The organism is Marinospirillum sp. (assembly GCF_014859565.1).
Genome location: NZ_JACUUA010000179.1, coordinates 1 through 6,568, shown reverse-complemented (window position 1 = coordinate 6,568; position 6,568 = coordinate 1). Strand labels below are relative to the sequence as shown.

Genomic DNA, 6,568 nt, shown 5'->3' with positions numbered 1-6,568 from the left:
GATCTGGTGCAGGAAGCCCGCGAAAAAGCCATCGCCGATGCCAAAGCCGCCGGTTTAACCGATGATGGACTGGGCTTGGATCAGTGCGGCAAAGGCGCAACGGCCTATGGGGAGGCCGTGGCGGTTTATTTGAGTTTTGCAATTAATAAAATGGCTGATCGAGGATCAACAATCTGTGGCTGGGACTCTTCGCGAAGTAGTACCCGAAATACTTTTGGCCGACAAGCTATTCCAATGACATGGGATTTTGCGGAACCAAATCCCCTGTCAGGCTCAACAGGCAACTTCATTGGCGGAATTGACTGGGCCGTTGAGGTTTTACGTGTAATGCTGCCACCTACTGCTGGCATTGCGAAGCAACATGACGCAGCCATTCAGGAAATTAGCCAAAACAAGGTTGTTTCTACCGATCCACCTTATTATGACAATATCGGCTATGCGGATCTTTCCGATTTTTTCTATGTCTGGATGCGCCGCTCACTGCGCAATATCTACCCGGCACTATTCGGTACGATGGCAGTGCCAAAAGCGGAAGAGCTGGTGGCGACGCCTTACCGTCATGGCAGTAAAGAAAAAGCCGAAGCCTTCTTTATGGAAGGTATGACACGTGCCATTCATAACTTGGCGGAGCAGGCGCATCCGGCTTTTCCAGTCACCATCTATTACGCCTTTAAACAGTCGGAAACCAAAGAGGGCAGCACCACCAGCACCGGTTGGGTGACCTTTCTGGAAGCGGTGATTCAGGCTGGTTTCTCTATAGATGGCACTTGGCCGATGCGTACGGAAATGGCGAATCGTATGGTTGGCTCGGGAGCCAACGCTCTCGCTTCTTCTATCGTTCTGGTCTGCCGCAAGAGGGAAGCCAGCGCAGAGTCGATCTCCCGCCGTGATTTCCAGCGTCAACTGCGCGAAGAAATGCCGGAAGCCTTGGAAACCATGATTGGCGGTGAAACCGGGCAAACCCCCATAGCACCGGTGGACTTAGCGCAGGCGGCGATTGGCCCCGGTATGGCGATTTATTCACAATATGAAGCGGTGCTGAATCAGGATGGTTCACGCATGAGCGTGCATGATGCCCTGGTGCTGATCAACAAAGCCATTACCGACTATTTAAGCCCTGATTCTGGCAGTTTTGATGCCGATACCCAGTTCTGTTCCAGTTGGTTTGAACAGTACGGCTGGGCAGCTGGTCAGTTTGGTGAGGCGGATACCCTGGCTCGCGCCAAGGGCACCAGTGTCGATGGCGTTAAGGAAGCCGGAGTGGTTGAATCCGGCAGTGGCAAGGTGCGCCTGCTGAAGTGGGCTGAGTACACCTCCGACTGGGACCCCACCACCGATAACCGCACCCCCGTCTGGGAAGCCTGCCACCAGATGATCCGCCGCTTGCAACACCACGGCGAAACCGCCGCCGGTGAACTGCTGGCGAAGATGCCAGAAAAAGGCGAAGCCATCCGCCAACTGGCCTACCACCTGTACACCCTGTGCGAGCGTAAAAAATGGGCGGATGAAGCCCGCGCCTACAATGAACTGATCAGCTCCTGGCACGCCATCGTCATGGCTTCTCATGAAACCGGGCACTCAGGCGAACAGGCTGGGATGGATTTTTGAAGTTAAAAACTCTAACGACTTTTGCTCAATAAGCCATAAGGACAAGGAACAATGCCTAGCAAGTCTATCAAAGCAATGATACAAGATATCAACAACACAGATGCCGATGGAGGAGGTCTTTGGTTACCTAATATCCAACGGGAATTTGTGTGGGAAGAGGAACAAATTGAGCGTTTATTTGACTCGATTATGCGTCAATACCCACTATCCTCAATGCTGATCTGGAAAACTCGTGATGAAATAAAGCACAGAGCATTCATCCAGAACTATAACGATGCCAAGGTCAGTCTTAAAGCACACTACCAGAACAACCATGGCCGATTAAAACGCTTGGTCTTAGATGGCCAGCAGCGCCTTCAAAGCCTCTACTTGGGTCTGAAGGGCAGTATTGATGGCAGAATCTTACATTTTGACTTATTAAGCGGAGATGCTCACCCTACGGAAGACATGAAGTTCCGGTTCGCATTCCATGATCCAAAAAGTGCAAAATGGCCTTGGGTGCCACTTGTAGATCTGGTTTTCACTAATGATCTTCCCTCTCAAGTTTTTCCTGCACTGGTCCAAAAATACGGGGTCACTCCTTCTTCCGAGGAAAAAGATCGTGCATCGGTAAACATTGAACGAATCTGGCGCGAGTTTAGCAACGAAGGAAGCATGCTTTATCAAGAGCTAGACAATAGCTTTGAGAATAATGGGTTAACCTTTGAAGACGTTGTAGAAGTCTTCATTAGAGCAAACTCTGGCGGTACCAAGCTAAGTAAGTCTGACCTCATGTTTACGCTGCTAGCGACCGAGTGGACTGAAGCTGATGTGGCGTTCGAAGATTTTCTTGAGCAAATTAATGACAACGGGCGTTTCCAATTCACTCGTGACTTCCTTATAAAACTCAGCACTACCCTTCTGGGATATGGTGCCAAGTATGATGTAGAAAAGTTACGTGACGAAAAAGTTAGAAAAGCTATCAGTAAAAACTGGGCTCTGATTGCTGAATCAATTCGCTACGTGAAAGATGAGGTCATTCGTAAAACATACATCCGATCTGGCAAGGCACTGACCTCTTATAATGCACTGATTCCAGTTGTATATGCACACTTTCACTATCCAGAAAAATGGAAGAATGCAAATTTTCTTCCAACCTACTTACTACGTACGCTCCTTTCGGGCGCTTTCTCTGGGCAGCCAGACGGACTGATTGATCACTTAATCGCTACAATAAAAGACGATGAGTCTTTTGTATTAAAAAACATCTTTAAAACAATTCAAGACCGTGGAAATGATCTCAGCATAGCTGGAGATAGAATCCTATATCGTTGCGGCTACGGAAGCGGAAATATCCACCTACTTTTTAATTTATGGTATGGCCCAGAGTACAAAGCATCAAGCATCAAGAACGAACCACAAATTGACCATATTTTTGCGCGTAGCATTTTACAAAATGAAAAAATAGAAAATGAAGCAACAGGACGCTTGGTACAGCGCTATAGCAAATGGGAGGTAGATCAGCTTGCCAATTGCATGCTACTTCCGGCGCATGTTAATGGGACAGGTGATAAGGGTAACAAACCACTTCATTTATGGCTCAAAGATAAGGACGAGGATTTTTTAGATTTACATTGTATTCCTCGAACCAAATCGCTTTGGAAACCCTCGCGCTTTGATGTTTTTATTCAGGCTCGAAGAGAGCTTATTTTGGAGAAGTTCCAGGCGTTGGGGCTACTTGGTGAAGAAGAGGAGTATTAAAAATGAGCTTAAAACCCTGGCGCACTATCGCCCAGCCCCACAAAGATGTGCTTCATGGCACCTTTAAACAGTCTGAATTTGCTGCGGATATTACTCAGGTGGCTTTGGGCACCGCACCGGAAGAGTACCAGGATGCCGAGAAGTTTTTTGCACGTACCTACATCACCGAGGGAATGCGCCTGCTGCTGATTTCAGTGGCTCAACGCCTGGCTGGGCAGGGGGGTGATCCGGTCATTCAGCTGCAAACCGCTTTTGGTGGTGGCAAAACCCACACCATGCTGGCGGTTTACCATCTGGCATCCCGTAAGGTAAGCACTGATAAGCTGATGGGCATTCCCCCCTTGCTGGATCAGGCAAAAATCCAGGATCTGCCTCATGCACGCATTGCCGTGCTGGATGGCATTCGTATGGCTCCCAGCCAGGCCATTACACACGGTGATTGTCTGGTGAACACCCTTTGGGGTGAGCTGGCATGGCAGCTGTTGGGTGAGGAGGGTTATGCACTGGTGGCGTCCAGCGATGCAGACGGCACCTCACCGGGCAAAGAGGTTTTACAAGCCCTGCTAGCTCGTGCTGCACCTTGTGTGATTCTGATTGACGAGCTGGTGGCGTTTGTTCGCCAGCTGGAACCCGGCAAACAGTACAAGGCCGGCACTTTTGACAGCAACATCAGTTTTATCCAGGGGCTGACTGAAGCACTAAAAGCCGTCCCCAATGCCCTTTTGCTGGCTTCCTTGCCCGAGTCTGAGCTGGAGGTAGGCGGCAACATGGGGTTAAAGGCACTGAACTCACTGGAAAAGTATTTTGCCCGTGTGGAGTCGGTGTGGAAGCCAGTAGGGGCGAATGAATCTTTTGAGATTGTACGTCGGCGCTTGTTTGATCATGCCGGTGAGCGGGCTGAAATCGAAGGCATCAGCCGCCAGTTCTCGGATTTCTATCGCCAGAACGCCACTAAATTTCCGACTGAAACCCAATCTAACGAGTATTTCGAGCGCCTTTGCGCCTCTTACCCAATCCACCCGGAGGTGTTTGACCGCCTCTATGAGGACTGGTCTACGCTGGATAAATTCCAGCGCACCCGTGGGGTGTTGCAGTACATGGCCATCGTGATCCATCGCCTCTGGGTTGATAACAACCAGGATGCGCTGATCATGCCCGGTACCTTGCCGCTCAACGACAGCACGGTGAAGAACAAGAGCATTCATTACCTGCCCCAAGGCTGGGAGCCAGTGATTGAGCGAGAGGTCGATGGCTCCCGCTCAGTACCTGCGGATTTAGATGGGCATAAACCAATCTTTGGCAGTGTGCAGGCCGCAACACGCACTGCACGTACCCTGTTTTTAGGCAGTGCGCCTTCTTCTCAGGAGCAGGGTAGCCGAGGCATCGAAATAGAGCGCATTCTGTTAGGTGCAGTTCAGCCGGGGCAAAGTATTGGTATTTTTGAGGACGTGCTCAAACACCTGAGAGATCGACTGCATTACCTCTATTCAAATCAAGGGCGTTACTGGCTGGATACTCGCCCCAACCTGCGCCGAGAGATGGAAAGCCGTAAGCAGAATATCAGTGATCGTGATGAGCTGCTGCCCTTGCTGAAGGATCGCTTGAGTCGCTCGTTCGGGAATAATCACCACTTTGCCGGTATTCATGTGTTCACTCCGTCTCAGGATGTGCCAGATGACTACGGGAGCGGCCCACGTCTAGTGGTACTACCAGCGAGTGCAGGTTTCAGTAAAACCCAAAACAACTTGGCTTACACCGAAGCAGAAAAGATTCTGAAAAGCCGAGGCGAACAGCCCCGCCAGAAACAGAACAGGCTGATTTTTCTGGCAGCTGATTTTGACGTAGTGAGCCGACTCAAGGAACAAGGGCGGACTTATCTGGCCTGGAGCTCCATCGTCAGAGATATTGAGTCCAGCACCCTGAATCACGATATGGCACACCTAACCCAGGCAAAGAACAATAAAACATCCACTGAAAAAACAATGACGCAACAGCTGCGTGAAGCTTGGCGATGGCTGATAGCACCCCGTGAAAGCTTTATCAAGGGCAAGCCGACCTTGGAATGGGAGTCCGTAACGATCTCACCAGCATCGGCCAATCTGGTACAGAGCATTGAAGAAAAGCTGCGGGAAGAAGAGTGGGTGGTGTACGAATGGTCACCCATTCATCTGCGAAAAGTGTTGCAAGACTGGTACTTCAAAGGTGAGGTCAAAGAAATTAGTGCATTGAAGGTTTGGCAAGACAGTTGCAACTACCTTTACCTGCCAAGGCTGGCCAATGACCAAGTGTTCCGTAATGCGTTAAATCAGGGCGTGGAGTCCACCGACTACTTTGGGTTTGCAACCGCCAAAGAAGAACAGCAGGGGCAAATACGCTACCTAGGCTTTACCTTTGGTAGCAGCCATCTAGGCACCTTGGATGAGTATGCTTTACTCATCGAGCGAGAAACGGCTGCTGCCTATGCACTGAAAAAGGCAGCAGAACAAGCTGCTACGCAGATCACAACGGAAACAGGCGGCAAACACACGGGCAACCCAATGGGAGGCCAAACACATGGATCCATTATTGACGGCCCAAGTGGTGTAAGCCAGCCAGCTCCGATACCCAATGAAGCAGGCAATACAGCGGCAAGCAAAACAAGGTTTTACGGTACCACGCAGCTAGACCCGGTGAAAGCTAAGATGGACTTTGCGACCCTGATGGATGAAGTCGTGCAGCAATTCACCGAGAAGTTTGGTGTTGAGGTGAATATCTCCATTGAGATCGAAGCGAAATATCCAGACGGATTTGATGAAGGGATACAGCGTACCATCAGAGAAAACTGCAAGGTGCTGAACTTCAGCAGCGCAGAGTTTGATGAGGATTAAATACAAACGTACTGTTAAAAAGCCCTGCTAAAAAGCAGGGCAAACTGTACAAGTGCTTATAGGGTAATCTTCCCGATAAATAGCAGTTCTCAAAAGTAGAATTTTCCGTAAGCTATGTGCAAGAAGATTCTGCACGAAAAAATCACGTTTTTCGGACAAACAAATCCTGTCAGTTCTGAAGCAAGCTGAGAATAGCTCTCAGGATTGGTATAGTACGAGCGAGTAGCTTTTTTAACGCGTTCACCGTTGACTCGGATGCATTGGATAAAATTCAATTATGGAAATTAAACTATGGGAAGGCGGCTTGCAGTCGCAAGAAATCAAGGCAATCGATACGATTAAGAAAGCTTTTT

The 6,568-nt window shown here is 49.5% G+C and carries 3 protein-coding genes; all 3 read left to right on the top strand.

Annotated features, from left to right (window positions below; all coding sequences use genetic code 11):
• The coding region (locus IBX50_RS15740) for a hypothetical protein (RefSeq protein ID WP_292257246.1) at positions 1 to 1,608 on the top strand (1,608 nt) is incomplete at its 5' end.
• 51 nt (positions 1,609 to 1,659) lie between these two features.
• Positions 1,660 to 3,348 (top strand): DUF262 domain-containing protein, encoded by a 1,689-nt coding sequence (locus tag IBX50_RS15735; protein ID WP_292257245.1) that lies wholly within the window; start codon positions 1,660 to 1,662, stop codon positions 3,346 to 3,348.
• A gap of 2 nt (positions 3,349 to 3,350) precedes the next feature.
• A complete protein-coding gene (locus tag IBX50_RS15730; RefSeq protein WP_292257244.1) occupies positions 3,351 to 6,215 on the top strand; it encodes a DUF499 domain-containing protein in 2,865 nt (954 codons plus the stop codon).
• The last annotated feature ends 353 nt before the right edge of the window (positions 6,216 to 6,568 follow it).

Excerpts from the sequence above, each read along its gene's own strand:
- IBX50_RS15735 (WP_292257245.1), top strand. The coding sequence starts at position 1,660 with ATGCCTAGCAAGTCTATCAAAGCAATGATACAAGATATCAACAACACA.
- IBX50_RS15730 (WP_292257244.1), top strand. The coding sequence starts at position 3,351 with ATGAGCTTAAAACCCTGGCGCACTATCGCCCAGCCCCACAAAGATGTG.